We start from the raw sequence: 26,612 nt of genomic DNA, 5'->3' as shown, positions 1-26,612 counted from the left end.
ATCTTCCGCGACGGGACCGAGGTCACCGCGAGCCCAGATCACCGCGCCGCCTGACCGCCTCCGTCACCTAAAATCCTGCATAGCTCGTCGAGCCCTCCGTTCTGCCGTAAAGCAGTGGGGGTGCATCGAAGTGCTCGTCCCGTTCCGGTCCCGCCCACACCGCCGACAGCGGGATCATGTGAGCGAGATTCAATGTGCTGATGGGTGGCTGGCGGACATTGGCGTAGACGTGGCCGGGCAGTGAGCCCAGCCAGGCGTCCACGGCATTGATGGTCTCGGCCATCGCCGTGAAGTCACGGCCCTGAATGACCTTCTCGACCAGCCGGAGCTTCTCGGCGGCGATGCGCGGATCGTCATCCCAGACCGTGATCGTGGCGGTCACATAGGCCTGGCCGGCATAGTCGGCGCCCAGCTCCTGCAACGCCATGTCGGCGTCGGCCGCCTTGTTGGCCGCATCGGTGTCAACGAGCGCCGAGGCCTCGTTGGTCATGATCTCCTTCAGGATGGCGGCGATGGACTTGCGCTTGGCGAACCATTGCCGCCGGATCTTGGTCAGCAGCTTGGTGGCGTCGGTCTTATCGAGCAGGATGGCCCGCGTCGACCAGCGATAGGGAAAGGCGAGGCGGTTCAGCTCGTCGAGGATGCCGGGCGTCGTCGCGGACGGGAAACCGACGATGGTGAGGATGCGCAGGTTCGTGTCGCCCAGGCGTGGTTCGAGTCCGCCGGTGAGCGGCTGATCTGCGAGCAGCGCGTCGAGATACATTGGCGTCTCGGGAACACGGACCCGATGCCGTTTCGTCGAGATGGTCGAATGGAGATAGGTCAGCGTCTCGGGGTCATCGAGCCAGGCGCAGTCGGGCATGAAGGCGTCGATGAGGTTGAGGATGCGGTCGGTGCGATCGATGAAGCCCCGCAGAACCTCGTGGGCGTCGACGCCCGTGTGATCGCGGCCCTCGTAGAGCCAGGTCTCGGCGCGGGCGGCGTCCTCGGCCGGCGGCAGGTACAGCAAGGTGAGGAAGTAGCTCGACTCGAAATGGGCGCCGGCCTCTTCGAAGTCCGCCTTTCGTTCGGCATCGACCAGCGCGGAGGCGCTATCGGCGAATGTGCTGGCCGGATAGGTCGCGGCGTCGTGGCGCTGCGCCTCGACGAAGATCGCCCAGCCGGAACCGAGACGCCGGAAGGCGTTGTTCAACCGACCGGCGACGGCGACCAGCTCGGCGGGCACGGCGCTGTCGAGGTCGGGGCCGCGGAAGCGCGCGGTACGCTGCAAGCTGCCATCCTTGTTGAGGACGACGCCTTCGCCGACCAGCGCGACCCATGGGAGATAGTCGGCGAGCCGGGTGTTGCGGTTGCGGTATTCGGCGAGGTTCATCATCGCGGCGCTCCTCAGACCGACAGGTGGCCGGGAATGCGCAGATGCTTGCGCACGACGTCGACGAACTGCGGATCGCGTTTGGCCGCCCAGACGGCGGCGAAATGGCCCACGGCCCAAAGTCCCAGGCCGACCAGCCAAAGGCGAAGGCCGAGGCCGATCGCGGCGGCCAGAGTGCCGTTGAGAATGGCGATCGAGCGCGGCGCGCCGCCGAGCAGGATGTGCTCGGTCAGCGCCCGGTGGACCGGGACGGAGAAGCCCGGCACCTCGCCGGTATGATCCACGCCCTCGGCCATCAGACGAGCGCGCCGCCACCGAACGAGAAGAACGACAGGAAGAAGCTCGACGCGGCGAAGGCGATCGACAGGCCGAACACGATCTGGATCAGGCGCCGTGCGCCGCCCGACGTATCGCCGAAGGCGAGCGTCAGGCCGGTGATGATGATGATCATCACGGCGATGATCTTGGCGACCGGCCCCTCGATCGATTCGAGGATTGACTGAAGCGGCGCTTCCCAGGGCATCGACGAACCGGACGCATGGGCGGCCGGTGCGAGCGCGAGCGTGACGAAGCTGACGGGCACCGCCGCGGCGATGTGGCGGCGAATGCGCAACGTATGCTTGATCATGACGGGTCTCCTGTGAGGGGCTGGCTTGCGGGGGTGACGCGGTAGTCGCCGTCGGGGCCGAGGCCCTCGATGCGGGCGAGTTCGGCGAGGCGGCGCGAAGAGCCGCGGCCGGAGAGCACGGCGACCAGATCGATCGTTTCGGCGATCAGCGCGCGCGGGACAGTGACGACGGCTTCCTGGATGAGCTGCTCCATGCGGCGCAGCGCGCCGATCGCGGTGCCGGCGTGGATGGTCCCCACGCCGCCGGGATGGCCGGTGCCCCACGCCTTCAGGAGGTCGAGCGCCTCGGAGCCACGGACTTCGCCGATCGGAATGCGGTCGGGGCGTAGGCGCAGCGAGGACCGAACAAGATCGGAGAGCGAGGCGACGCCGTCCTTGGTCCGCATGGCCACGAGGTTGGGCGCGGCGCATTGCAACTCGCGCGTGTCCTCGATCAGGACGACGCGATCCGATGTCTTCGAGACCTCGGCGAGCAACGCGTTGGTGAGCGTGGTCTTGCCCGTCGAAGTGCCGCCCGCGACGAGAATATTGCGACGCTCGCCGACCGCGATGCGCAGGGCCTCGGCCTGGCCCGCCTGCATGATTCCGGCGGCGACGTAGTCGTCCAAGGTGAAGACCGCGACGGCCGGTTTGCGGATGGCGAAGGCCGGGGCGGACACGACCGGCGGCAACAGCCCCTCGAACCGCTCCCCCGTCTGGGGCAATTCGGCGGAGACACGCGGAGCGCCTGGATGAACTTCTGCCCCGACGTGGTGAGCGACCAGGCGGATGATCCGCTCGCCATCGGCTGGCGACAGTCGTTCACCGGTGTCGGAAAGACCCTCCGAAAGCCGGTCGACCCAGAGCCGCCCATCGGGATTGAGCATCACCTCGACGATCGCGGGATCTTCCAGAAAGGTGGCGATCGCGGACCCGAGGGCCGTGCGCAGCATCCGCGCACCGCGAAGGATCGCCTCCGATTTCTGGTGAGTTGCCGCCACGTCGTCCCCGTTCTTTTGCGGGTCCGCGATGCGCGGCCCTGGATCGGGGATGAGTAGAAGAGGCAGAAATCATGGCCTGACAACAGCAATCATGTGGCCGTCGTACTGTGGCGTACAAAGACAGGGAAACGGCGGAACGCACGAATACTTGCGATGCGTAGATCAGTGATTATTCCGCGTCGCGCGTGGGCGGGACGTCTTCCGAAATTTCCTGCCTGAGCTTCGGTCCCTGCGCGAGTCGTCGTCCGAGTGCGGTCACAAAGGCTTCGTAGCGCTCCGCCGCCTTGGCGCGCGCCGCCACCTGTGCCGGCTCCGGCAGCGGCGGATTGGACGTCAGCCAGAAGCGAATGAAGACGGCGAGCGTCTCGACCGATATGCCGAGATCGCGCTCCATGCGCGCCATGCGCCGGTCGAGCTGATCGAGCCGCTTCGTCGTCGCCGCTTCCTGTCGTTCTGCCGCGTCTGGCGAAAGGAACGATGCGATGCCGGCCTCGGCAACGAGCGACAGGGAGAGGTCTCGCCGGGCCGCATGGGCCGCGAGCGCCTTCATAACGTCCGGGTCGAGATAGACGGAGAGGCGTTGCTTCTTCGCAGGCTTGCTCACCGGCGCCTCCTACAGTTCGATGCCGTCGCCCGGATCGAGCGACGCCTGTCGAGCGACCTGGCGCATGGTTTGCGTCATGCGGCTGAGGCGGGCGGCATCCTCATCGACGTCATCACGGGGATCGATCTCGAACTCGTTTTCGATCGCCGCTTTGCGCTCGACGGTCTTGGTGCGGCTCAGTTCGGGTTGATGCCGGCGCTCGGAATCCGTCGGATCATCGTCGGTCAGGGGATCGCCCGCAACGGGCATGCTGAGCACCGGGCGAGCCGGTATGGCGAGCGCGCTCCAGTCGTCAGTCCTCGCGCTCGTCGGCTTGGTAAGTGTGGGCGGCGTGAGGATGCGCTCCTGAAACCTCCGATCCTCGTAATAGCGGGCCTTCTTGGCGCGGATCGGCGGGATGCCGGCGACCATGACGATCTCGTCGGATGGCGGGAGCTGCATGATCTCGCCCGGCGTGAGCAGTTGCCTTGCGGTCTCCGAGCGCGACACCATCATGTGGCCGAGCCAAGGCGACAGCCGGTGGCCGGCATAGTTCTTCATCGCCTTCATCTCGGTGGCGGTGCCGAGCGCGTCCGAAACGCGCTTGGCGGTCCGCTCGTCATTGGTCGCGAAGCTCACGCGGACATGGCAGTTGTCGAGGATCGAGTTGTTCGGGCCATAGGCTTTCTCGATCTGGTTCAGCGACTGGGCGATAAGGAATGCTTTCAGGCCGTACCCCGCCATGAACGCCAAGGCGCTCTCGAAGAAGTCGAGACGACCGAGCGCGGGAAACTCGTCGAGCATGAGCAGCAGCCGATGACGGTTGCCCTTCGCCTGCAGGTCCTCGGTCAACCGCCGGCCGACTTGATTGAGGATCAGGCGGATCAGCGGCTTGGTCCGGTTGATGTCGGAGGGCGGGACCACGAGGTAGAGCGTGGTCGGATGCTTGCCGCCGACCATGTCGGTGATGCGCCAGTCGCAGCGGCGGGTGACCTCGGCCACGATGGGATCGCGATACAGACCAAGAAACGACATCGCGGTCGACAGCACGCCGGACCGCTCGTTGTCGGATTTGTTGAGCAGCTCGCGCGCCGCGCTGGCGATGACGGGATGCGGGCCGGTTTCGCCGAGATGGGCGGTTTTCATCATCGCCGCGAGGGTTGACTCAATCGGGCGCTTGGGATCGGAGAGGAAGGCGGCAACGCCGGCCAGGGTTTTATCGGCCTCGGCGTAGAGGACGTGGAGGATCGCGCCGACCAAGAGCGCGTGCGACGTCTTCTCCCAGTGGTTCCGTTTCTCGAGCGAGCCTTCCGGGTCGACAAGGATGTCGGCGATGTTCTGCACGTCGCGCACTTCCCACTCGCCGCGTCGTACCTCGAGCAACGGATTGTAGGCGGCCGACTTCGCGTTCGTCGGATCGAACAGCAGCACGCGGCCGTGGCGGGCGCGGTAGCCGGCGGTCAGAGTCCAGTTCTCGCCCTTGATGTCATGGACGATCGCCGAGCCCGGCCAGGTCAAGAGCGAGGGCACCACCAAGCCCACGCCCTTGCCGGAACGCGTCGGCGCGAAGCACAGCACATGCTCGGGGCCGTCATGTCGAAGATAGTCGCGCTCGTGTTTGCCGAGCACGACGCCATCCGGACCGAGCAGGCCCGCGGCTTTCACCTCTTCCGGCCGCGCCCAGCGGGCCGAGCCATAGGTCTCGACGTTCTTCGCTTCGCGTGCCCGCCACACCGACATGCCGATCGCAACCGCGATGGAGATGAAGCCACCCGACGCGGCGATATATGCGCCCTCGACGAAGATCGGCGGCGCATAGGCGTCGTAGAAATACCACCACCAGAAGAAGGCGGGCGGATAGTAGATCGGCCAGCCCGCCAGTTCGAACCAGGGCAGTCCGAGCTGAGGCTGGAAACCGAGACGATAGGCCGTCCATTGTGTCGCACCCCAGGTCGTCATCAACACGATCAGGAAGACGGTGAGGATCTGACCCCAGAGGATTTTCGTCGCTGACATGGCGGGGCACTCCTTTCTTGGTTGGGCTACATGCCGAGACCGCGATTGCGGCCGAAGCTCCAGTCGACGCCGCCGCCGCGCGAGACACCGGAGACGTGCTGACCAAGGTGACGTTCGAGAGAGGGCGACCAGGGCACGAGTTGGAAGCCGAGACCGTCGTCGATCATGGCGAAGCGGCCGGAGGCGAGCGCGAAGCGCTGCCGATAGGTCCCGGTCACATACTCGCCCGTTCCGGCCTTGGTGAATGGCCGGCCGGTCTCGGCCGCGAGCTTTTCTCCGAGCGCTTCGACCTCGCGCTGGCGCAAGGTTTCGATCAGCCCCGGCGAGAAGCTGACGCCGCGCGTCTGCCGCTCGGCGAGCCCCTGGGCGATGAGATGGTCGGCGCGCCGGTCCATCGCCTGACGCACCTCCGCGCCGAAGCCGCCGCCGCCGAGCGCTACCGGCTCGCGGGCGATGGCCTGCCGGTCGAGCCAGGTGGCGCCCGTCGCATGGACCTGTCGCTCGATATCGAGATCCGAGCGAACGGCGAGCGCAACACGCCGGCGGCCCTGCGCGTCGTCGAACTTGCGCAGCTCGACGATCGAACCCGGCGCACTGTCCCCGGCGGCGTCAAGATCGGCGAGCTTGATGTGGTGGGTGCGCCCGTCGGTGCCGTCGACCACGGCATAGGCCGTGCCCTTCAGCTCGTCATCGAGGCCACGATCGACCAGCCGGCCGATGACCGGATCGTCGAGGCTCTCGCCGGCGAGCACGTAGCTCGCGGCGCCGCGCTCGATGCCGCGTTCGGTCAGGCCGCGGTGGATGCGCTTGATGATGTCGCCGCGCTCGCCAAGCGCGCGCAGCGTCTTCTCGGCGCTCTGCGATACGATCCACTGACCGGGGCCGACCGGATCGGCAAGGCCGAGTGTTTCCAGCTTGCGCAGCCGCCCGACCTTCATCGCGTGGAATTCGTCGGGCTGGCGATCGGGATGCGGGGCGAGATCGGCCACGCCCGTGCGATAGCTGTCGCGGGCAAGCTGCCGGTCGAGATTGGTCCAGCGTTCCGCCTCGACCTGCCGTTCGAGGTTGCGGCGGATCTCGTGCTCCGTGCGCGGCCCCAGCTCTTGCGTGACGAGATCCTGCGCGCGGGCGCGCATGCCTTCCTTGATATAGTCGCGGGAGATGACGAGGTCCTGGCCGTCATCAGTGCGCCCACGCAGAATGATGTGGACGTGGGGATTGTCGGTGTTCCAGTGATCGACGCCGACCCAGTCGAGCTTGGTGCCGAGGTCCTTCTCCATCTGACCCATCAGCTCGCGCGCGAAGGTCTTCAGGTCGCTCATCTCGGTCGCGTCCTCGGGTGAGACGATGAACCGGAAGTGATGCCGATCGTCCTGGGTGCGCTCGGCGAAGGCCTTCGGATCGGCGTCCTCGGATGCGGAGCCGAACAGGTGCGCCTTCTCTCCATCCCTGGTGACGCCCTCGCGGCGGAGATAGCTGAGGTGTGCAGAGAGCGGCGCGGCCCGCGCGCTATGACGGACGACGCGTGTCTTGATGACTGTGTTGCGCGATCGGCTCGTGAGCAGCCGATTGGCCTGCACGGTCGCGCGCTGTCCGCGTCCAAACCGCGAGCGATTGCCCTTGCTGATCTGGCCGGAGCGCGAGACGCGTCCACCGGCCCGCTGTGCGGCGGCGAGCGCCTGGGCAATGAAGGGCCGCGCCTGCTGCGCACGGGTCGAACGGATGCGGCCAGGCCGGATGCGGAAATCGTCCTCGCCGCTCATGGTCGAGGCTCCGCACATCGCGCAAATGCGCGGAAAGCCTTGGCGAAATGGCGAATGGGCAGGCTGCGCCGATCAGGCGCACCTCGCGCAAATGCGCCATAAGCCTCTGAAAACACACGACCGCACCAAGCCGCACCTCGCCGGCTTTTATCTCGCCATCGTGCGGTTGTGCTGTCGGCTCCTCCTCTCCAGACCGCCCATCGTCCGCCAGAACACGCCACAATGCGAACGGGTGCGAACGCGATCATCGCGGGCCACCGGAGACACTGCGCGCGACGAAAAGGCCATCGGTGCGCGAAGCCACCGGGCCTTGATCGCGCGCCGGTGCAGCCGCCGTGCTGTCACCGGGCGCGCCTTCGGACTGCACCGGCGCGGCAGGTCCGTTGCCGGCCGACTGCACGACGAAGAGCGGCGCCCGCGTCCAGGCCAGCGGATCGGCGGCCGCCACAACGATGGGGCCGGTGAGGTCACCGCCGCCGACAACGGGGGCAAGCGCGGCGACATAGGCGCGCGTTTCAGCCGGCAATGGGCGGCCGGCGAGATACTCTTCGTAACGGCCGGGACCCGCGTTGTAGGCCGCCAGGAAGCCGGGCGATCCGTAGCGGTCGTGCATCTCACGCAGATACGCAGCGCCTGCCAGAATGTTGTCGCGTGGGTCGAAGGGATTGCCGCCGAGCCGATGGCGCACGCGCAGTTCGGCCCAGGTGGCGGGCATGATCTGCATCAGGCCCATTGCGCCGGCCGACGAGATGGCGCGCACATCGCCTGCGCTTTCCACGCGCATGACGGCTCGTATCCATGCCTCTGGAACACCGAACCTCTGCGCGGCCTCGGCGATGAAAGCGCCGTAGGGATCACTGCGCGACGGCCGCTCGACCGGCGGCTGCTGTGCGTCGGCCGGGCTCGCACCCGACGCGGCGAGGATCAGGCCGGCAAAGAGAAGATGGGCTGCACGTCGGAGGGCGATCCTCCCTCCGACGGCATGCTTCGGGCGCGCGGCGGGCATCGTTCAGTCCCGCTCGCCGCGCTTCGGCGGGCGATTCCAGTGCAGACCCCAGGCGGACTTGTCGTCAGCCGACTGGAACAGGTTGGCGCGGATCGGATGGGCGAAGGTCGGATCGTCGAGTTGCAGCGAGACGTATTCGCCGGCCTTCTCGCCGGTGCGCTTCCAGCCGGCGCCGATCTCCGCGCCGGTCTCGTTGCTCATGGTGTCGAGCACATGGACGCGGTAGTCCGGCGCGTTCTCAGCGTCGGACGGCTCGGCCGCGACGATGATGATGTCCTGATGCAAGGACAGCGTCGTCAGGTGGCCGATGAAGCCATCGTTCTCGCGTATGAATTGACCGATCACGGGCATGGGTCGTCTCCTTCATATTGCGGTGGACAAGGGTCATGGGCGCGCCGTCACCGCGTCGGCGCGCGCCAGGCGAAGCGGCCGTCGCCGTCCTCGTCGGTGTAGAGAGGGGTGGCCCGGCCGATCACGGCGGTGGCCGGAAGCGGCCCGAAATAGCGACCGTCGAGGCTGTCGCGGACCTGCCAGTTCATCAGGAACAGCTCGCCATCAGCGACCAATCGGCAGCCCTGCCAGATCGGGAGCGGACTACCGCGACGATCGCGGTCGAGTGCATCGCCCATCGGCAATCCGTCGACGGTGATGGCGAGCCCGGTCCGGCAGACCCGCTGTCCCGGGAGCGCGGCGACGCGCTTCAGAAGCGGCACGCCACGCGGCAGGTAGCCGCCATCGGACAGGAAGGTGGCGAGTGGTTCAGGAGCATCCACCGCGACCAGATCGGTCACGGCGACCGGACCGGGTTCGTCGATCGTGTAGAAGCCGACCGGCGTGCTGGCGGAGGCGTTCCAGATCAGGCGCGGCGCGAACGAAGCGATAGAGGCCACGCCGAGAAGCGACACGGCAACAATGGTGACGATGGCATAGGAGAGCCGGGTCATGCGCCGATCTCCCGGCGGAGGACGAAGGCGCGGTGCTGCTGTGGACCATAGGCGCGCGGTGTTTCGCCGGCGGTCATTCGGTTGTGGACGTGGCGCCAATGGTCGGGCGAGACCTCGATCGGGTCGATGCCGCGCGCCTCGATGGCGTCGATGAGTTGGAGCATGCGCTCCACTTTCGGCCAGCCATCGACGTGCAGCAGGACCTCTGCGCCGGGCGTCACCGTCGGGACGGTCTGACACGGCGCGTTGCGCTCCACCGTGCGCAGGATGTCGAGGCGCGAGAGCACGGTGCCGTGCTCATTCGCCGCCCAGCGCACCAGCGCGAGGACGCTGCCGGGAGGAAAGAAGAGGACGCGGCGGCGGCGGTCGAGGATCCGCTCGCGCCGCTCGCGACCGAAGCGAATCCAGTGCTCGGTCTGCTTCTCGATCCAGACGAGTTCGACCTGTGTGAACGCTTCGGGCGGCGGCTCGGCGGCAGCACGGCCGACGTGCATTGTCGCGGCGACAAGGCCGGTCATCGTGCTTCTCCTGACGGGGGTGGGAACTCGCGCTCGAACAGCGCGCGCAGCATGTCGGCAACGGTCTGGCCGCGCTGAAAGGCGGCGATCTTGATGCGGCCGCGCATGTCGGCGGTGACGTCGATCGTCAGCCGGGCCGAGAAATCCTCGGCGGCCTGGCCGCAGGGTGCGTGGCGATCGGGTGCCTTGATCCAGCTTTCGGGATCGGCGGGACGCGCCGCAAAGCTGCGCTTCGGGGACCGCTCGCTCATGCGCCGATCCTCGCGACTTCCGCCGCGAGCGCGGCGATCTCGCGCGCCCCAGGGCAATCCTGGTCCTGCTCGGCGGCGAGCCGGCCGGTCTGCACGACGTCGGCGAAAACGATGCGCTGGCCGATCGTAGTCGAGAGCAAAGGCGGGTCTTGATCGGCCAGCGTCTCGGCGGTCTCGCGCGCCAATACCGTGCGGGCCGCGCAGCGGTTCAGCACGAAGCGCGCGGCGAGCTGCGGGCGGTAGATGCGCGCCTCGCCGAGCAGCGCGAGCATTTCGGCGGAGGCCCAGCCGTCGAACGGCGACGGCTGCACCGGGATCAGCACGAGATCGGCCGCGAGCAGCGCCGAGCGCATCAATCCGGCGACACGGGGCGGGCCGTCGATGACGACATGGTCGGCGTTGCGGGCCAGCTCCGGCGCTTCACGGTGGAGCGTATCGCGGACGAGGCCCACGACACCGAACAACCGCTCCAGCCCCTCCCGGCTGCGCTGCTGGGACCAGTCGAGCGCCGAACCCTGGGGGTCGGCGTCGATCAGCGTGACGCTGTGTCCACGGCGAGCCCATTCGCCAGCGAGGTGAAGGGCGAGCGTCGTCTTCCCGACGCCGCCTTTCTGGTTGAGCAGCGCAACGATCATGACGGTCTCCCGGGAAACGGGGACTCGTCCACAGCGGCCGAAAACGGCGGTCGCGTTAGAAAGATTCCGTAGGAATCTAGGTTAGATAAGTTACGGGGCTCGCAAGCTGCTGATTCAGCGCGATGAATCGACGATTCCGGTCCCCGATAGCACGAGAGTCCGGTCCCCGATGGCACGATAGTGCCGGTCCCTGATAGCACGAGACGATTCACAGCTTATCCCCAGGGTGAGGTTTGGTTCGGCGACGATGGCGCGGGATGCCGAGGGCATCCGGATCGGTCGGCACGAAGGAGAGGATTTCCGGCCCGCCAAGGCACTGCTCGATGGTCAGACGGTAGCCGGGAAGCGGCTGGCGTTTGACGATGTCACGGAGGTCGTAGGCAAAGTGCTTGAGCGGCGAGAGGCTGCCGGACTTCGAATGGAGATGCGGGAAGTCGAAGCTCCAGCCGAACTCCTGGCGGCCGCCGTGCTTGCGCACCAGGCGGTAGAGCCAGCGTTCAAGCCCGCCGGTCAGGCCGAAATAGTTTCGGTCGATCGTGAGCACGAGGGCATCGTCGAGGACGGCGCCGTAGAACCAGTCAGGCACGATCAGCTCGAGGCCGAGCGGCCGGCCGCGGTGATCGGCGCGCTCCTTCCACTCGTTGATCCAGGAGAAGCGGTGCATCCGCCGCTCCGTCGGTTGGCGGATCGAGGTCGCAACCGTGGTCGATTGAAGTCGGTCGAGCGCGGCCTTCAGGCGGTCGTAGTCGCGCAGCGACACGCCGCGACCAATGAAGTTGAGGATTTCATAAGGGGTGGTCGCCATCAGCCGCGAAGGCCGCAGGCCGAGGTCGCGTGCCTCGGCGATCTGCGAGGCGGCCCAGATCAGGACGTCGGCGTCCCAGATCGTCGCCATGCCATGCTCGGCGACCGCTTCGACGCGGATCTTCACCGAGCCTGCCTTGAAGTCGATCGGCGCCAGGCGCTTCGACTTGGCGAGCGAGAAGAACGGATAGGCCATGAGGTCTTGCGCATCGCGGGGCGCAAGATCGCCGGGCAGCGCCCGGAAGAGATCAAGCTGCGTACGCTCGTCGCGATGCTGGTGACGGGACGACACGGCGCGCCGTCTCAGCGAGGAAAGCGCCCGCCGGCGGTGGCGGGAGATTTCGGCTGACGCTTTGCGGGCAGAACGGTGCCTGCGCGTGGATCGGAGGTGGAGGTCACGAGACCCCGGTCCGCCCAGGCTTGGAGGTCTTCCACTGCATAGACGACGCGACCGCCGAGCTTGCGATAGGTCGGGCCGGTTCCGTAGGTACGGTGCTTTTCGAGCGTGCGCTCGGAAAGGCCGAGGAAGCGCGCGGCTTCCTGCGTTCTGAGATAGCGCTGCGGAATACTGGCGGCTATTTCGGCCATGATCGCACCTCCGTGGTCTCGCTAATGGCCGCTGCGAACGAGCGGCGGGTTGCGAGCACGGTGGCGGGAGGACGGCGCTTCCGACAGGAACGGAATTAGGAAATTATTTTCGACACCGAAGGCGTGTCAGCGCGAGCGACGGGGAAGGCGGAGCAGCTTGCGATATCCGCCCCGAACGAACGCCAGACCATCGCGGGCCAGGCGGACGGTCGTTTCCCGGACCGGGTTTTCATCCCATGTTTCGGCGTCGTGTCTGAGGTTTGGGAAGAGTTGAGCAGCGATTTGTCGATAGGTCGCGCCTGCCGCCCGAGCGTCGACGGTGCGAAGCATCAGACGTGCGCGTCGCTGGCGCTGTGGTGTGACACGTGGATCGGGCGGCACACGCTTTCGAAACATCGCGTGCCAGAGACGCTCTACCGCGGTGAGACGGTCCGGCGTCAGTTCGTCGAACATGACGAACACGCCGATCGGACCTGCTGCATCCATGTCCAGCAGGGAGACATCATAACGCTCGGCCCGCAGATCAATCCGGATCATATCCGGGCCCGCTCTGATGATGGAGTGGTTGCGTAGATCGTCAGCGTAAACGCGAGGCCCTTCGGCAGGGGTGGGCCCATTCGTGAACGGCAATGTGGCTGGATCGACTTGCGGGGTCCAGAAAATCGGCTGGATGAGTGCTGAGGTTCGAGGGTCTGCCGCGAAATCGCAACCCCCATTGTTCGGCGAAACGTTGGGCGACCTCTTCGGTGAGCCGCCCGATGGAGACAAGCTCCTGATATGCATTCCGATAGTCGGGATTACGGCGAAGAAACTCCCAGGCAAGGTCTCCGGGAGCTAACGTATCGATATAGTCATAGGCGGCCTCGGACCGCCAACTTTCCTCTTCAGACATCCTCCGCGCCTCCGCGCAACATAATACAACGCGAGTTTGCAGCAGATACGATTCCCGGTTGGAGGAAGCACGGGAAGAACGAAGTGGTCGCAACGTGATGCAGGTTACGCATCACCTCAATGAAGGGGACCCTGAAGCAGTTCGCAAAAGCCGCTTTTGGTCATCCACTTCGCGCGATCGAGATGGCTGGTATAGATGATCAGAGCGCGATCTGGATCGGTTTCAGCGTCGATGCCGAACAGGATCTTTACGACCTCGCGCCAGTCGGCGTGCCCTCTCTCGGCGTCGAGGAGCCTGACATAAAGCTTCAGATGCGCCTTATCATAGGCGGTCAGTGCCGCGCCGGTTGGCGGCTGGTCGAGAAAGTCGGTCTTGGTCACGTCATCCCCCGGCTGAGAGATGTATCCAGATCGGAGGGGTTTGTTAACCGTGATGCAAGCGGAATGATGACGCAAGACGCTGCCGGCGAAAGAACAGGCGACGCAGCGGTTCGTTGAAGGTCAAGCTTCCTTTTTCGCGTCAACGAGCAGCACTCCCTTGCCCTGATCGGAGTTCAGGAAGACGATGCCGGCGCGTTCGAAAGCCCTTCTTACCTCGTCACGCGTGCTCTCATAAACCTCGAGGCCGCTGGCGGATTCGAGGCGCTTGAGCGCGGTCAGTGAGACCCGGGCCTTGTCCGCGAGCGTCTCCTGTGTCCAACCCAGCAACGCGCGTGCGGCCCGAAATTGTCGGGCGGTGATCATGCATGATCACCTCCCACCCGGACCTACGCGCACGCCAGAACTACGACTATAATAGTCGCTCTAGGCAGGTTTGGCGAGCCACATGGCGCTTTCCGCCCTGACGGAAATGGCCGCGTCAGCCAAACTGATTCGGTCGCTCTGCATGCCGAAGACCCCGGCCTTCCGGCCGGGGTCTTGCGTAGGTCTCAGTCGCCGCGCCGACCGTTAGGGCGGGACCAGATCAGCGAATAGGTGTCCGCGTCCTCGTCGTCGAAGAGGTTGGCGTAGATCGGAGCGTTGAAGCTCGGATCGTCGAGCTTGAGGCCCAGATAGTCGCGACCCTCGTTGGAGCGCTTGGACCAGGCGGCGCCGATCTCGGCGCGGCCGACCAGAACCCGGTGGCTGGGGGCGTTCTCGCCGGTGGCGCGGGTGTCGGGGACGATGCGCACGCCCTTGGCCTGAACACTGAGGGTGACGATGTCGCCGGTGAACTCGTTCGAGCCGGTCTTCTTGAAGGTGCCGATGGTCGCCATTGTAAGTCTCCGTTTTCCGTATTCGAGCCCGCACCATTGCGGCCTCGATGGCGATCGGCAGGCCGGAGGCGATCGACGGCGCACCCCGAAGGGGCTGGACAGCCAAGGAGGGATTTCTTGTCCCGCGAGGAATGGCGGCGCAGCCGGCAGGGGAAGAAAGTTTGACGCGGCTGTTGCGTCATAGGTGATCGAGGCTTTAGCCGGCCTTCGGCCAGATCAGGCCATTGAAGAGGCCGTTCGGAGCGGTTGAGACACGGTCAGAAGACGGAGAAGTTGGCGACCAGCCTGGATCGGCAAACCGGCGGCGACAGAGGGTCTACCTGCATTCGCCCCCTGTTCTAGGCTGCCTGCGTCGCATCCTCGTCATCGCTGCTATCGGAGAGATCGCCTCACCGGGTCGTAGGTTCGCCTCCGAGCCCGTGGAGCTGCCCGCCAGCGTTGTGACGAGATCGGCCGCAATCCGGGTCCGGCATCGAACCTCGCGCCACTCCCCATCCGCAACAGCCTCAGACGACGTGGAAGAGTCGAGTTAACGCTGTCCCGGTCCGCCATTGGGGATTGAGCGCGATTAGGCCCGCGCGAGGCCCTGGCCGGATGGGGCTGGAGCCGTTGCCATCCCCGCGACCCGCACCAGGGCGGTGATGCCGACCGCAATGGCGCCGATGACGGAGAAGGTGATCTGCCAAGCCTCGGACGGCATGAGATGCTTGACGATGCCGTGCGTGGCATGGAACCCGGCGAGCGCCGCTGGGGCGACGAAGGCGATGGCCACGATCAGCTTCAGCCAAACGTGCCGCACGAACATGATCACGAGCTGGCCGACCGCGAGCGTGGCGGCCGCGGCGACTAGGCCTACAAGAATTGCGCCCGCTACGCCGGCCCCAGTCCCATGGGCCCACACACCAACGGTCGCGCCGACGAAGACCGGAAGGGCGAATACGGCCAGGGTGAACAGCAGCCAGCACAGCACGCCGATGGCAGCGAGTGAGGCGAGGATTGCTAGAATGATCATGGTGGTGGCCTCCGTGACGATAGGTCTGACGGTCGCGCCTGCCACCACCACCACGGCGCGCCCGGAATATAGCAGAATATGGCCCCAGCCGGAGCGGAAATCGCTGAGGATCTCCGCCCGGCATCGGATCGCGCCGGTTACGGGGCGAAAGGGTCGATCTCATGGACGATCTCCGAGGCGTCCCCGTCGTATTCGCTGGCGGGCATCACCGAGAGCGTCCCGTCGCCGGCCTGGAAGATGACGATGGCAGCCATCAGGGTCGTCGCGAGGCTGAAGGCGAAGGCGTGAGCTTCGTTGAGGGACATTCGCTGGGCTCCTGCTGGAGCGGGGGACCATCCCCCGCCGACAGGCGCCCGACGTGTCCGGCCGTGGACTGCAATCACCGCGCAGGCGCAGCCGCAGCGGCGGCATGCTCGCATAGCCGACCCTTGATGAGGTGGAACGGCCCGCTCCGACCGCATCGAAGTGCTAAAAGGTGGTCGTTGTCGCAAACGCCACAAGGAGGGACCGTTCCGTGAAAGAAGTTACAACTATTGGACTGGACTTGGCGAAGCACGTTTTCCAGGCTTTTGGTGCGGATGCCGAGGGCACGCCGCTATTCAACCGGAAGCTTCGTCGCGCGGAGGTGCTGCGTTTCTTCGAGAGATTGCGACCGTGCCTAGTCGGGATGGAAGCTTGCGCCAGTGCGCACTACTGGGCGCGCGAGATCTCCGCCCTCGGCCACGAGGTCAGGCTTCTGCCGCCTCAATACGTCAAACCGTTCGTCAAGCGCGGGAAGACAGACGCCGCCGATGCTGAAGCAATCGTCGAAGCGATGACGCGAAAGACTATGCGGTTCGTACCGGTGAAGACGGCCGAGCAGCAGGCTGCGGTAATGGTACTCAGGACACGCGCGTTGCTCGTGCGTCAGCGGACCCAGGCGATCAACGCGTTGCGCGCGCACATGGGTGAACTGGGGATCATTGCTCCAACCGGCATCGCCAACGTCAAGGCATTGGCGCCGATCATCCGGGATGAGAAGGATGCTCGACTGCCTCCGGCCGCCCGATTTGCCCTGAGCGAAATCATCGATCAGATCGAGATGCTCGCCACACAGATCGACAAGCTCGAACGCGAGATCGTCATCCAGTCCAAGCAGGATGATGAAATGAGACGCCTGGCGAGCATCCCTGGCGTCGGCCCGATAATCGCCATGGCGGTGAAGGCATTCGTGCCCGATCCAGCTGGCTTCAAATCGGCCCGCCACTTTGCAGCTTGGATCGGGTTAACCCCGAAATCGCATTCCAGCGGCGGCAAAGAGCGGTTGGGGCGAATATCGAAGATGGGCAATCCGGTACTGCGATCATTGCTGACGACAGGCGCCGCATCGGTGCTGCGTCATGTACAGTATCGTGATCGAGTCTGGCCGTGGCTGAAGAACATGCTTACGCGGCGGCCCTTCAAGGTCGTGGCGGTTGCGCTCGCCAATAAGATAGCTCGGATGATCTGGGCATTGCTGACGAGAGGCGGAATTTATCGAGACCCAACACGAATCGAGGCTGGACCTGTCGCTGCACAAGCGTAAGGACGCCGAGAAGAGCTGCCCGGCAAACCGCCGGCAGATGTGAGGTGCACTCCAGACGATGAACCACGGGACGAAATCCCGAAACAGGACAGGCCGAAACCCGTGACGCGCAGAAAAGCGCGCCCCCTTGATCCAGCTACCTGCTTCGCGGACTTCATCGAGGCCAGCGGTTATGACCGCACAAACAGGCCGGACATATGACCGCACCGTCCTCATGTGGTGAAATCGACTGAAAAGCATCCTTGCAACGCGGGCCGTTCCACATATTACGGGTTGATGGCGACAAGTCCGCGGTCGGACCAAGGATTAGCGCTGATAGGCGGAGATGGTTCTTCGCGTCGGAGACCCACGTAACTGGCCTCGATGCTCGGACCCGCTTTACTCGTGCCAAACGCCGCCGGACGAGTATCTAAGCTATGCTGGCGGCGGCAGGCGTCGAGTCGCGATAGGACTGACGATGGCGGAGTTCACCGGAAGAGATCTACACCTCGTGAAGAAGGCTCTGGCGATCGCGGTGCTAGCGATCGAGCGACAGCCGGGCCCTTTCCAGTCGGCCTCCGACCAGGCCGATATGAAGACGCTGCTCGATGCACTGATCGAGAACGATACGGAGCTGGCACATTATGCGCGATCCGCGCGGATCGCCGTGATGGGCGAGCCAGACTGAGACGGGGCGCAGGATGACCGAGACGCTCCCGTTCGAGAAGAAGCACAGGGACGGCAGCTTGTGGGTCGTCGGCCAAACGCTCAAGGGTCAGCCAACTGGATATTGGGAGTGGTTTCGCCGCGACGGCTCAAAATTGCGGTCCGGCTATTTCGAGAATGGTGAGCAGGTCGGCGACTGGACCACCTACGATAGCGCTGGGCGCGTCTACAAAGTATCGAGGATCAAACGCTAAAAAGATCAGCCTATGCAGGTCACCCGACTCGTCAACGCACGCGCATGCCGTAGAGGAGCAGGTCCACCAAATGAGCGATGCGCGACACCGGTGCGCCCTCCTTTTCGACCGCGATGGCTATGGCGCTCACCACACAGATGATGTCGTCGAAGCTGGCGTCCCCACGAATGATACCGGCTTCCTGAGCGCGCCGAAGCAGGCGCTGCCCTTCCGCGCTAATCGCATAACAGCCAGGTGTCCCGTGTTGGATAACAGTCCCTAGCGAAGCAGCAAGGCTCTGATAGACGCTCGTGTTCATCGCGAGATCCTCAAGAAACTGGCGTAGAGCGTCTCCGGGATCATGATGCGCATCTCGCGCGCGGCTCGTCTCAGCGACCGACAAAAACCGCTCGTTGCTGGTGGCTGCCAAAAGCGCCTCTCGCGTCGGGAAGCGGCGGTAGAGAGTGCCGATCCCGACTTTCGCTCGCTTGGCTACCTCGTCCAGCGAGACGCCTGCGCCTCTCTCTAGGAACAGTTCCTCCGCCGCGACGAGAATGCGTTGGCGGTTCCGTTCCGCGTCGGCACGTAGGCCAGCCTCGATCAATTTGTTCTTCCTCAGCTTGTCAAGCGGAGGATACCTCCATATTTTAAGTGGAGCAATCCTCCACTTGCCTGAAAGGTTGATCGGATGACTAAGCGGTTCGAAGACAAGGTCGTAGTAATCACCGGCGGGAGCGACGGCATCGGCTTGGCTTCCGCGCAGCTCTTCGCGGAGGAGGGAGCCCGTGTGTACATCACCGCGCGGCGACAGGCATTGCTCGATCAGGCTGTCAGCCAGATCGGTCACGGTGCGGTCGGCGTACAAGGCGACGTCACGAACGTGACCGACCTTGCGAGGCTCTACGAGCGCATTGAGCGTGACCATGGCAAGGTCGATGTGGTGTTCGCGAATGCGGGCGTGCACGAGCCCGTCCCGCTCGAAGCGATCGATGAAGCCCATTTCAATTCAACGTTCGGCATCAATGTGAAAGCCGTGGTCTTCACCGTACAGAAGGCACTGCCGCTGATGACGGAGGGGGGCGTGATTGTCCTCAACGGCTCGATCGCGGGTTCCAAGGCATATCCAGGCCAGTCGCTCTACAATGCCAGCAAGGCAGCGGTTCGCTCCTTTGCACGGAGCTGGACGAACGATCTGAAAGAACGCGGTATCCGCGTGAACGTCGTCTCGCCAGGTGGCACCGAGACACGTCTGATCCGGAGCTACTTCGATGCAACCCCGGGCGCTGAGGCAGAGGTAATCAAGGGGGTTCCGCTCGGGCGCCTGGGACGTCTCGAAGAGGTCGCGCGTGCCGTGCTTTTCCTGGCATCGAACGATAGCAGCTTCGTCGCGGGCCATGAGCTCTTTGTGGATGGTGGAGTCGCGGCGGTCTGACCCTGAACAGAAAATGGTGGACGCGGTGGGCGCAGGGGATGACTGGAAAGACCGTAGGGAAGTCCATCGGGACCGGCATCGACGAGATCGCGCATGATCTCGCGAGCATCGTCCGCGCTGTGAGCTTCCCGATTGGCCGGCCCGATTATGTCGACATGCGCGACGTCCTAATCTGACCGTCTGCGCTGAATCAGGCGCAACTCGAAGGCGAGGAAAGTGAATGCGTCATAGGACCTCGCTATCCGTGGACTGCGCTGGGTGGGAATGGATGCATGGCGGCGCTTACGCGCCGCCGAATTTCCACACCGGAATGCCGAGCTTCTTGGCTTTGTCGGCGAGGTTGTCGTTGATGCCCGTGCCTGGGAAGTGCATCACGCCCTTCGGCACGATCTCCAGCATCTGGTCGTTGCGCTTGAAGGGCGCGGCCCGGCCGTGCTTCGTCCAGTCGGGTGCGAAACCGATCTGCGGCACGTTGCGGTTCTTCGCCCAGAGGGAGGCGATCTTCTCGACGCCTTTCGGCGACTTGCCGTGGACGAGAACCATGTCGGGGTGCTTCTCATGCATCTGGTCGAGCTTGGCCCAGATCAGCCGGTGATCGTTGAAGTCGAGCCCGCCGGTGACGACGATCTTCGGCCCTGGAGGCAGCAGCACCTCCTGCTCGGCGCGCTTCTTCGCCATCAGGAAGTCGCGGCTGTCGATCATCGCCGAGGTGAGATGGCGATGGTTGACCTTCGATCCGCTCCGCGGGAGCCATGCCTTGCCGACCTGGCGTTCGTAATGTTCGGCGGCCTGATCGCGCATCAGTTCGAAGGCGGCCTGGCGCTCGATGAGAGTCATGCCCTCGGCGATCTGGCGCTCGAGTTCGACCGACTTCACCTCGCTGCCGTCCTGTTCCCGCTGCGAGCGCTTCTGGGCCTGCTCGTTGTCGTCGAGCTCGCGTGCGATCCGTTCGGTGGCGCGGTGGAAGACGTTGACGGTCGACCAGAGGAGATCGTCGAGGTCGGGTTCGAGGCGTGTGTCCTCCAGCGTGCCGATCAGGGCGTCGAAGATGTCGGCGACGGCGCCTGCGACCGCGTTACCGTCCGGAAGAAGCCGCTGGTCCGGTTCGTCGGAAAAGGGCCGGTAGCCGTGGAGCTGCAGTTCGTTGAGGACGTGATCGGTGGGTGAGGATTCGTGGTGAGGTTCGAAGTCGTCATGCGCGTCCATGGGATGCTCCGTCGGTAGGACCGCGACCGTCGCGGCCTTCATGGCGACGAAGCCCACCGGCGGGACGGTCCTGCACCCGGAGCGCAGCGCAGGGCCGGAGCGTTAGCGGAGGATGGCGAAGGCCGGCTATTTTGTCTCGCGATGGAAAGGCGCGGCACGCGCCGCCGGAAAATAGTCGGCCGCCGCCATTGCCGGGCCGGCCCGACTGTAGGCCGATCGCCCTCTCGAAGGCCGAGGCGCGGTCCTCTCAGACGGTATGGGGCATCCGGACGGGCATGGCGGCATCGCCGCCACCTTCCTCCCTGCCGGCTATGCCGCGAGCGCCATGAAACGTGCCACGTCCTGCGGCCCGATCTGCATCCGGGTCTGGCTTCTGAGCGCGTCGATGCCGCGGGTGCGGAGATCCTCGTTGAAGTCGCCGAGCTGGGGCGAGATGACGATCGCCTCGATCCCGGCCGCATTCGCCCGTTCGACCAGGCTGTCCCGCGCACCGTCACCGGCCGGATCGTCGTCCCGCAGGATGTAGAGCCGCCGCAGCGTGTCCGGGAATAGGATGGCGGCGAGATGGGCTGCGGAGAGCGCCGCCAGCATCGGCATGTCGGGCAAGACCTGCCTGACCGACAGCACGGTCTCGATGCCTTCGCCGGCCGCCATGACTTCGCCGCCCGTGCCGAAGCGGACCGCGTTGCCGAGAAGATCGCCCATCGCCCGCCTCGGCGTGTCGAGCGGCGCCTTGTCGCGGCGTCGCGGGTCGAGCCAGGTCCGATGCGCCCCGGTGATCCTGTCGCGGAGGTCGGTGACGGCGGCGATCATCGCCGGCCAAGTCTCGGTCGAAGAATGCTCGTCGGGCCGATAATAGCAGCGCGGGTGGAAGCGCAGGTTTCCGGTTCCGCGTACATCCGTAATGCCGCGTTCCCGTAGATACGACTGTACGAGTGTGCCCGTGATCGGCTGCGACATGCCGAACAGGCGGCGGGCTGCCTCGGGCGACCCATGCGGCACCGGAGGCTGACGAGGGTTTGCCGGCGACAGTTCGGGCTGCGGCATGCTGAGGAAGGTCCGTGCCTCGTCGGCGACGTCCTTGAAGTCGATCAGGCCGCAGCTCTCGCGGATCACGTCGAGAAGATCGCCATACTCGCCGGTCGCGGCATCGGTCCATTTGCCGGCCGGTCCCTTCGGTGAGTCCTTGAGCCGCACGTACATCGAGCGGCCCGGCGTGTTGCGCACGTCGCCGACCAGCCAGTAGCGGCCCTCGCGCCGCCCACTGGAGAGGTAATGGCGGCACACCGCCTCGGCCTGCCGGCCGAGACGCTGCGCGAGACCGGAAGCATCGTGACGCGACATTACGCGGCCTCCCGTTCGGAGATGCGCGCCACCGGATAGGTGTCGAGCAGCTTCGCGAGCACCGCTGCCCCGCTTGCGTCGGCCGGCACGAAGAAGCGCAGCTTCCAGGAGATGATCTCGCTGAACAGGCCATAGGCCCGCAGCCGCTCGCGCATCGCCTCGGTGAAGCCGGTCAGCTCCAGGCGGTAGGCGCTCATGATGCGGGCGCGGCGAAGCTGGAGGCCTTCGGCGAGATCGAGGATCGTGGTGCCCTCCATCAGCGCGGCGAAGGCGTGTTCCGGCGTCAGCGGGCTCGCCCCCTGCGAGGCGGCGTTGGCGGCCCAGGCCGGCGAGACCCGGCGGCCGATGATGCGCTCGCCCGCGTCGGTCTGGAGCCGGTAGACCCTGGTCGACTCGTCCGGCAGGCGCTTCCAGATCGGCAGCAGCAGGCCGGCGACGATGTGGATCGTGCTGTCGGAGAAATCCGGGATGTCGGCAAGCTCGACCTCCCAGGCGGCAGCGAAGCGATCGCGGTCGGCTTCCTCCCAGTGGCTCTCGTCCATCATGCGCAGCGGCGCACAATGCTGCTCCATCGGCCGGATCAGGCAGACGCGGCGTTCGATCTCGCCGTCGTCGAGCATCATCGACGGGGCCGGCATCTGCACCGCGGCGCGTCCCGAGCGACCGTTGACCACCAGCCGCGCGCGCGGATCGGCGAGATGGTCGAGCGCATCGGCCAGCGTGACGGGTCGATTGCGCTCGCGGCGGGTGATGGTCAGCAGCCGCGTCTCCGCGCCGGTGCCCGGATGGACGTGGATGACCTGGCTGTCGGTCACCACGAAGCTCTCGGCCTGCAGCGTCTCCAGCCCGACGTCATAGTGGCCGCTGCGGATCGCGCCCTCGATCTTCGCTGTCAGGAGCTGCTCGAATGCTGTGAACAGGATGCCCTGCAGCTCGATGGTCAGTGCCAGCAGCCGGTTGAGGAAGGTCGTGATTGGCGGCAACACGTCCTTGATGCCGTTATCGTCCATCAGCTTGAGGCCGGTGGCGGTCTCAAACCGATCGAGCGAGCAGCCCTCGACCTTGCCACGCACGAGCAGCAGGTAAAGCTGGCGCAGCGCGTCGCGCGCATAGTGGGATTCGAGATTGTCCTCGGGCCGGAACAGGCCTTGGCCGCCGGTCTGTCGCTGCCCGCGCGTGATGGCGCCGAGCGTGTCGAGCCGGCGCGCGATGGTCGAGAGGAAGCGCTTTTCGGCCTTCACATCAGTGGCGATCGGCCGGAAGAGCGGCGGCTGCGCCTGGTTGGTGCGGTTGGTGCGGCCGAGCCCCTGGATCGCCGCATCGGCCTTCCAGCCGGGCTCCAGCAGATAGTGGATGCGCAGGCGCTGGTTCCTGACAGCGAGGTCCGCATGATAGCTCCGGCCCGTGCCGCCGGCGTCGGAGAAGACCAGGACGCGCTTGTCGTCGTCCATGAACGAGGCCGCCTCGGCGAGATTGGCGGACGCCGCCCGGTTCTCGACGGCGAGCCGCTCGCCCTTGCGCACCACGCGCCGCGAGCGCCCCGTCACCTCGGCGACGACGTCCGTGCCGAAACGCTGGACGATCTGGTCGAGCGCGCCCGGGACCGGCGGCAGCGATGCGAGGCGTTCGATCAGCTCGTCACGGCGGGCGACGGCCTCGCGGCTCTCGACAGGATGGCCGTCGCGATAGACCGGCCGCGACGACAGATTGCCCTCGCTGTCGGAGAACGGCTCGTAGAGCTGCACCGGGAAGGAATGGGCGAGATAATCCAGCACATATTCGCGCGGCGTGATGTCGACGCGGACGTCGTTCCATTCCTCCGTCGGGATTTCGGCCAGGCGGCGCTCCATGAGGGCCTCGCCGGTCGAGACGATCTGGATGACGGCGGAATGTCCGGCCGCCAGGTCCTGCTCGATCGAGCGGACCAGCGTCGGCGTCTTCATGCTGGTGAGGAGATGGCCGAAGAAGCGCTGCTTGGCGCTCTCGAAGGCCGACCGCGCGGCCGACTTCGCCTGCCGGTTCAGCGTGCCGGCATCGCCGGTTATGTTGGCGGCCTGCATCGCCGCGTCGAGATGATTGTGGATGATGGCGAAGGCGCCGGCATAGGCATCATAGATGCGGGTCTGCTCGGGCGTGAGCTGGTGCTCCACCAGTTCGTATTCGACGCCGTCATACGAGAGCGAGCGCGCCGTGTAGAGGCCGAGCGCGCGCAGGTCGCGGGCCAGCACCTCCATCGCCGCGACGCCGCCATTGTCGACGGCCTCGACGAATTCAGGGCGGTTGGCGAAGGGGAAATCCTCGCCACCCCACAGGCCGAGGCGCTGGGCATAGGCGAGATTGTGGACGGTGGTCGCGCCGGTCGCCGAGACGTAGACGACGCGGGCATTCGGGAGCGCGTGCTGGAGCCGAAGGCCCGCACGGCCTTGCTGCGACGGGGCCACGTCGCCCCGTTCTCCCTTGCCGCCGCCGGCGTTCTGCATCGCGTGGGACTCGTCGAAAATGATCACTCCGTCGAAATCGGAACCCAACCATTCGACGATCTGCTTGACGCGCGAAAGCTTCTCCCCGCGGTCGTCGGACCGTAGCGTAGCGTAGGTTAGAAATAGGACGCCTTCGGGCAGCCGGATGGCCGACCCTTGCGGGAAGCGCGAGAGCGGCGTGACCAGGAGCCGCTCCATGCCGAGGGCCGACCAGTCGCGCTGAGCGTCTTCGAGCAGCTTGTCGGACTTGGAGATCCAGACAGCCTTGCGGCGGCCCTGGAGCCAGTTGTCGAGGATGATGCCGGCGGACTGGCGGCCTTTGCCGGCGCCGGTGCCGTCGCCGAGCATGTAGCCACGGCGGAAGCGAACCGCGTTCGGGGCATCGTCCGGCGCGGCGGTGACGAGATCGCCGGTCTCGTCCACGGTCCAGGCCCCGGCGAGATATTCGCCATGGGCCTCGCCGGCATAGATCACCGTCTCGAGCTGGGCGTCGGAGAGGATGCCGTCGGCGACGATCGGCGCCGGCAACGTCGGCCGATAGCTCGGCTTCGGCGGCGCGACCGAGGCCATGGCGGCGGACTGCACGAGCTTGGTCGGGTGCGGCTGTGCGCCCTCGATGCGGATCGACTGGAGCGCATAGGCCTCATAGATCGAGTCCGACAGTCGGCCGCTCTCCGGCGGCGTCCAGTCGATGGTCTCATAGGCGAGTGGCTCGCCTTCGAGCTGGGCGATCCGGCGGGCGGGCTGGGCCGTCGCCGCGCGGGCGAGATAGCCTCGCACCGTGCGCGGCGTGGCGGCCGACGTCGCGGTGGGACGCGCGATCGAGACCGGCAGGCGCGCGGGAAGCTGCGCATCAAGCCAGCCGAGCAAGGTCGCGACATCGGGTGCGATCCCGGCCGAGTCCGGAAAATGCTCGGGGTCCTCGGCCGGCGCCTTGTCGATGACGGTCAGGCGGGTCTCGATGGTCGTGCCGTGCTTGGCATAGACCGAGCCGGCGATCGCGGCGGTGAACACGACGCGGCCGCGTCCCTGCAGGCGCACGAAGGCGTCCCGCCAGGCCGGAAGCTCGGGCGAGAAGTTCGCGCCGGTGATGGCGACCAGGCGTCCGCCATCGGCCAGCCGGGCGAGCGCCGAGGCGATGTGCCGGTATGCGGCGTCGGCGACGCGCCCGGTGACGTTCGCCAGAACCGAGAATGGTGGGTTCATGATGACGACGCTCGGCACGGCGGCCGGGTTGAGATGGTCGTCGATCTGGGCGGCGTCGAAGCGCGTGACGGGCACGGCTGGAAAGAGAGAAGCGAGAAGATCGGCGCGGGTCTCGGCCAGCTCGTTGAGGATGAGCGATGCGCCCGCGGTTTCGGCGAGGACGCCGAGCAGACCGGTGCCGGCGGACGGCTCCAGCACGCCGTCGGCCGGGGTCAATGTTGCCGCCGTCAACGCGGCAAGACCCAGCGGGATCGGCGTCGAGAATTGCTGGAAGGTCTGCGCCTCCTCGGATCGACGCGTGTGCGTCGGCAGCAGTCCGACGATCTTGGTCAGCACGGAGAGCCGTGAAGCCGGCGATGCGGCTTTGCGGAAAAGCGGCTTTCCGTATTTGCGCAGGAACAGGACGGTGGCGACCTCGCAGGCGTCATAGGCGGTTTTCCAGTCCCAGGCGCCGGCAGCGTCGGACGCGCCGAAGGCATCCTCCATGGCGCTGCGCAGCATGGCGGCATCGACGGTGCGGCCCTGTTCGAGGTGGGAGAGGATGTGCTCGGCGGCGGCGAAGATGGCGGCGGCCGGCGGCGCGGAGGAGCCAAGCGGAAGCGATGCCGCCTCGGCGGCGGGGATCGGAGCATGGAACATCGGGGGAACCTCGGAGAGCGGGAGAAGGGCAAGCCGGCCCGGCGCTCTCTCTCGACCGGACGGGCTCAAACCCGTCCCGGCCTCCCTCTCACTCTGGCGCGGCCGGAACCCGGCCGGCCGCACCGACTTCCGGCGGCGCGGATGGGACGCTAAGCTCCCGCAAGGAAAACAAGCCGCGGCGCCTCACACCATCCGGGCGCGCTGCGCCGGATGATGAACATGGGAGGCGAGATGAAAGGAAGTGCGATCGGCATCGTGGGGGCGGCATGCCTGGTGGCCGGTTTCGGCGCAGGCTTCGTGCTGCGGCCGGTGATCTCGCCGGTCGCCGCATCTCCGGCCATCGCCGCCGGTGTCGCCCAGCCGAGCGAGGACGAGGCCACCGCAGCCGTCCGGCGTCACCGCCTGTTCTCGGGCACGTCGCTGGCGAATGCGACGCTGAAGCTCGGCGACTGCTCGCCGGGCGGCGTCGGCCCGGGCGTGACCTGCATGACGCAGATCGTGCTCGATCCGACGAAGCCCAATGCGGCCCCGCAGAACCGGCCAATCGGCTTTGCCCGCGTCGCCGGGCAATGGGAGGTGGCGGTCTGGTAGAGACACGCGAAGGGATCGAGCGGGC

General features: G+C 66.0%; 30 protein-coding genes and 1 pseudogene. 5 read left to right on the top strand and 26 right to left on the bottom strand.

The features are described from left to right. Positions 1 to 79 precede the first annotated feature (79 nt). The 22 genes and pseudogenes from MZTS_RS10160 to MZTS_RS10060 all read right to left on the bottom strand — a co-directional run. Positions 80 to 1,375, bottom strand: a pseudogene (locus MZTS_RS10160) (VirB4 family type IV secretion/conjugal transfer ATPase); the annotation flags it as partial. A gap of 11 nt (positions 1,376 to 1,386) precedes the next feature. After that, positions 1,387 to 1,668, bottom strand: coding sequence for a VirB3 family type IV secretion system protein (locus MZTS_RS10155; protein WP_192283685.1), 282 nt, complete (start codon positions 1,666 to 1,668; stop codon positions 1,387 to 1,389). Beyond that, positions 1,668 to 2,000, bottom strand: coding sequence for a TrbC/VirB2 family type IV secretion system protein (locus MZTS_RS10150; RefSeq protein WP_009866148.1), 333 nt, complete (start codon positions 1,998 to 2,000; stop codon positions 1,668 to 1,670). Before MZTS_RS10150 ends, MZTS_RS10155 begins: the two co-directional genes overlap by 1 nt. Next, positions 1,997 to 2,932, bottom strand: coding sequence for a P-type conjugative transfer ATPase TrbB (gene trbB, locus MZTS_RS10145; protein WP_210329210.1), 936 nt, complete (start codon positions 2,930 to 2,932; stop codon positions 1,997 to 1,999). The genes MZTS_RS10150 and trbB overlap by 4 nt, the downstream gene beginning before the upstream one ends. A gap of 217 nt (positions 2,933 to 3,149) precedes the next feature. After that, positions 3,150 to 3,584, bottom strand: a complete 435-nt coding sequence (locus MZTS_RS10140; RefSeq protein WP_192283681.1) for a CopG family transcriptional regulator — start codon at positions 3,582 to 3,584, stop codon at positions 3,150 to 3,152. A gap of 9 nt (positions 3,585 to 3,593) precedes the next feature. Next, positions 3,594 to 5,579: a conjugal transfer protein TraG gene (locus MZTS_RS10135; RefSeq protein WP_192283679.1), complete on the bottom strand. Its 1,986-nt coding sequence runs from the start codon at positions 5,577 to 5,579 to the stop codon at positions 3,594 to 3,596. Between the two features lie 26 nt (positions 5,580 to 5,605). After that, complete coding sequence (locus tag MZTS_RS10130) at positions 5,606 to 7,342, bottom strand: relaxase/mobilization nuclease domain-containing protein (protein WP_192283677.1); 1,737 nt, start codon at positions 7,340 to 7,342, stop codon at positions 5,606 to 5,608. A 244-nt stretch (positions 7,343 to 7,586) separates the two neighbouring features. Next, the gene (locus MZTS_RS10125; RefSeq protein ID WP_192283675.1) at positions 7,587 to 8,348 is read right to left on the bottom strand and encodes a lytic transglycosylase domain-containing protein; all 762 of its coding nucleotides are present in this window, start codon (positions 8,346 to 8,348) and stop codon (positions 7,587 to 7,589) included. Between the two features lie 3 nt (positions 8,349 to 8,351). After that, positions 8,352 to 8,699 carry a DUF736 domain-containing protein gene (locus tag MZTS_RS10120; protein ID WP_192283673.1) on the bottom strand — a complete coding sequence of 116 codons (348 nt, stop codon included), beginning with the start codon at positions 8,697 to 8,699 and terminating at the stop codon, positions 8,352 to 8,354. A 47-nt stretch (positions 8,700 to 8,746) separates the two neighbouring features. After that, positions 8,747 to 9,292, bottom strand: coding sequence for a S26 family signal peptidase (locus tag MZTS_RS10115; RefSeq protein WP_192283671.1), 546 nt, complete (start codon positions 9,290 to 9,292; stop codon positions 8,747 to 8,749). Beyond that, positions 9,289 to 9,810, bottom strand: coding sequence for a DUF2840 domain-containing protein (locus MZTS_RS10110; RefSeq protein ID WP_192283669.1), 522 nt, complete (start codon positions 9,808 to 9,810; stop codon positions 9,289 to 9,291). Before MZTS_RS10110 ends, MZTS_RS10115 begins: the two co-directional genes overlap by 4 nt. Continuing rightward, entirely contained in the window at positions 9,807 to 10,061 is a 255-nt protein-coding gene (locus tag MZTS_RS10105; protein ID WP_009866021.1) for a hypothetical protein, read from the bottom strand. Before MZTS_RS10105 ends, MZTS_RS10110 begins: the two co-directional genes overlap by 4 nt. Then, entirely contained in the window at positions 10,058 to 10,696 is a 639-nt protein-coding gene (gene parA, locus MZTS_RS10100; RefSeq protein ID WP_009866020.1) for a ParA family partition ATPase, read from the bottom strand. Before parA ends, MZTS_RS10105 begins: the two co-directional genes overlap by 4 nt. Before the next feature lie 208 nt (positions 10,697 to 10,904). Next, positions 10,905 to 11,792 (bottom strand): replication initiator protein A, encoded by an 888-nt coding sequence (locus MZTS_RS10095; protein WP_009866019.1) that lies wholly within the window; start codon positions 11,790 to 11,792, stop codon positions 10,905 to 10,907. A gap of 11 nt (positions 11,793 to 11,803) precedes the next feature. Beyond that, positions 11,804 to 12,088 (bottom strand): helix-turn-helix transcriptional regulator, encoded by a 285-nt coding sequence (locus MZTS_RS10090; RefSeq protein ID WP_009866018.1) that lies wholly within the window; start codon positions 12,086 to 12,088, stop codon positions 11,804 to 11,806. Between the two features lie 126 nt (positions 12,089 to 12,214). Further along, positions 12,215 to 12,625, bottom strand: coding sequence for a DUF2285 domain-containing protein (locus MZTS_RS25180; protein ID WP_246482073.1), 411 nt, complete (start codon positions 12,623 to 12,625; stop codon positions 12,215 to 12,217). Between the two features lie 40 nt (positions 12,626 to 12,665). Next, the gene (locus MZTS_RS25175; RefSeq protein WP_246482072.1) at positions 12,666 to 12,980 is read right to left on the bottom strand and encodes a transcriptional regulator domain-containing protein; all 315 of its coding nucleotides are present in this window, start codon (positions 12,978 to 12,980) and stop codon (positions 12,666 to 12,668) included. Between the two features lie 116 nt (positions 12,981 to 13,096). Further along, on the bottom strand, positions 13,097 to 13,360 hold the full coding sequence (locus MZTS_RS10080) for a DUF2285 domain-containing protein (protein WP_151664189.1): 264 nt from the start codon (positions 13,358 to 13,360) through the stop codon (positions 13,097 to 13,099). A 120-nt stretch (positions 13,361 to 13,480) separates the two neighbouring features. Beyond that, a complete protein-coding gene (locus tag MZTS_RS10075; RefSeq protein WP_151664188.1) occupies positions 13,481 to 13,723 on the bottom strand; it encodes a helix-turn-helix domain-containing protein in 243 nt (80 codons plus the stop codon). Positions 13,724 to 13,908: 185 nt separating this feature from the next. Beyond that, positions 13,909 to 14,235: a DUF736 domain-containing protein gene (locus MZTS_RS10070; RefSeq protein WP_009863828.1), complete on the bottom strand. Its 327-nt coding sequence runs from the start codon at positions 14,233 to 14,235 to the stop codon at positions 13,909 to 13,911. 568 nt (positions 14,236 to 14,803) lie between these two features. Next, positions 14,804 to 15,247 carry a hypothetical protein gene (locus tag MZTS_RS10065; protein ID WP_192283688.1) on the bottom strand — a complete coding sequence of 148 codons (444 nt, stop codon included), beginning with the start codon at positions 15,245 to 15,247 and terminating at the stop codon, positions 14,804 to 14,806. A 137-nt stretch (positions 15,248 to 15,384) separates the two neighbouring features. Continuing rightward, positions 15,385 to 15,552 carry a hypothetical protein gene (locus MZTS_RS10060; protein WP_192283665.1) on the bottom strand — a complete coding sequence of 56 codons (168 nt, stop codon included), beginning with the start codon at positions 15,550 to 15,552 and terminating at the stop codon, positions 15,385 to 15,387. 209 nt (positions 15,553 to 15,761) lie between these two features. Between MZTS_RS10060 and MZTS_RS10055 the strand changes: the two genes are divergently transcribed. The 3 genes from MZTS_RS10055 to MZTS_RS10045 all read left to right on the top strand — a co-directional run bounded on the left by MZTS_RS10055 (position 15,762) and on the right by MZTS_RS10045 (position 17,710). Next, complete coding sequence (locus tag MZTS_RS10055) at positions 15,762 to 16,811, top strand: IS110 family RNA-guided transposase (RefSeq protein ID WP_192283663.1); 1,050 nt, start codon at positions 15,762 to 15,764, stop codon at positions 16,809 to 16,811. Positions 16,812 to 17,268: 457 nt separating this feature from the next. Continuing rightward, a complete protein-coding gene (locus MZTS_RS10050) occupies positions 17,269 to 17,478 on the top strand; it encodes a hypothetical protein (RefSeq protein ID WP_192283660.1) in 210 nt (69 codons plus the stop codon). 13 nt (positions 17,479 to 17,491) lie between these two features. After that, positions 17,492 to 17,710 (top strand): toxin-antitoxin system YwqK family antitoxin, encoded by a 219-nt coding sequence (locus tag MZTS_RS10045; RefSeq protein ID WP_192283658.1) that lies wholly within the window; start codon positions 17,492 to 17,494, stop codon positions 17,708 to 17,710. A 31-nt stretch (positions 17,711 to 17,741) separates the two neighbouring features. Here the strand turns inward: MZTS_RS10045 and MZTS_RS10040 are convergent, their stop codons facing one another. Continuing rightward, positions 17,742 to 18,293: a TetR/AcrR family transcriptional regulator gene (locus MZTS_RS10040; protein ID WP_192283656.1), complete on the bottom strand. Its 552-nt coding sequence runs from the start codon at positions 18,291 to 18,293 to the stop codon at positions 17,742 to 17,744. 84 nt (positions 18,294 to 18,377) lie between these two features. Here MZTS_RS10040 and MZTS_RS10035 point away from each other — a divergent pair, with 84 nt between their 5' ends. Continuing rightward, entirely contained in the window at positions 18,378 to 19,121 is a 744-nt protein-coding gene (locus MZTS_RS10035) for an SDR family NAD(P)-dependent oxidoreductase (RefSeq protein WP_192283654.1), read from the top strand. Between the two features lie 282 nt (positions 19,122 to 19,403). Here the strand turns inward: MZTS_RS10035 and MZTS_RS10030 are convergent, their stop codons facing one another. The 3 genes from MZTS_RS10030 to MZTS_RS10020 all read right to left on the bottom strand — a co-directional run bounded on the left by MZTS_RS10030 (position 19,404) and on the right by MZTS_RS10020 (position 25,996). After that, the gene (locus tag MZTS_RS10030; protein WP_192283652.1) at positions 19,404 to 20,327 is read right to left on the bottom strand and encodes a DUF2493 domain-containing protein; all 924 of its coding nucleotides are present in this window, start codon (positions 20,325 to 20,327) and stop codon (positions 19,404 to 19,406) included. 309 nt (positions 20,328 to 20,636) lie between these two features. Further along, positions 20,637 to 21,671 carry a DUF7146 domain-containing protein gene (locus MZTS_RS10025; protein WP_009863705.1) on the bottom strand — a complete coding sequence of 345 codons (1,035 nt, stop codon included), beginning with the start codon at positions 21,669 to 21,671 and terminating at the stop codon, positions 20,637 to 20,639. Beyond that, positions 21,671 to 25,996, bottom strand: a complete 4,326-nt coding sequence (locus tag MZTS_RS10020) for a strawberry notch family protein (RefSeq protein WP_192283650.1) — start codon at positions 25,994 to 25,996, stop codon at positions 21,671 to 21,673. Before MZTS_RS10020 ends, MZTS_RS10025 begins: the two co-directional genes overlap by 1 nt. A gap of 231 nt (positions 25,997 to 26,227) precedes the next feature. Here MZTS_RS10020 and MZTS_RS10015 point away from each other — a divergent pair, with 231 nt between their 5' ends. After that, positions 26,228 to 26,587, top strand: a complete 360-nt coding sequence (locus tag MZTS_RS10015; protein WP_192283648.1) for a hypothetical protein — start codon at positions 26,228 to 26,230, stop codon at positions 26,585 to 26,587. The last annotated feature ends 25 nt before the right edge of the window (positions 26,588 to 26,612 follow it).

Origin of the sequence: Methylorubrum zatmanii, assembly GCF_014845115.1 — a bacterium.
GTDB classification, from domain to species: Bacteria; Pseudomonadota; Alphaproteobacteria; order Rhizobiales; family Beijerinckiaceae; genus Methylobacterium; species Methylobacterium zatmanii.
Note: the sequence above shows the minus strand (reverse complement) of the source record. Positions and strands in the feature narration are given on the sequence as shown.